This is a genomic window from Candidatus Protochlamydia sp. R18 (assembly GCF_000648255.1).
Classification (GTDB): domain Bacteria; phylum Chlamydiota; class Chlamydiia; order Chlamydiales; family Parachlamydiaceae; genus Protochlamydia; species Protochlamydia amoebophila.
In genome coordinates, this window is sequence record NZ_BASL01000651.1 from 1 (window position 1) to 223 (window position 223).

General features: G+C 46.2%; 1 pseudogene. It reads left to right on the forward strand.

What is annotated here, in order from left to right:
* Positions 1–223: pseudogene (locus TY19_RS03860) on the forward strand (hypothetical protein); the annotation flags it as partial.

Here is a 223-nt window from a genome sequence, read left to right on the forward strand (position 1 = left end):
GTGCAGCAATCTCACGGATGATGGATTAGCCCATTTGACACCTTTAACGGCTTTACAGCATCTCGATCTAAGCTACTGTCGAAAACTCACTGATGCAGGATTAGCGCATTTGACACCCTTAACGACTTTGCAGCATCTCGATCTAAGCGATTGCGAGAATCTCACGGATGATGGATTAGCCCATTTGACACCCTTAACGGCTTTACAGCATCTCGATCTAAGC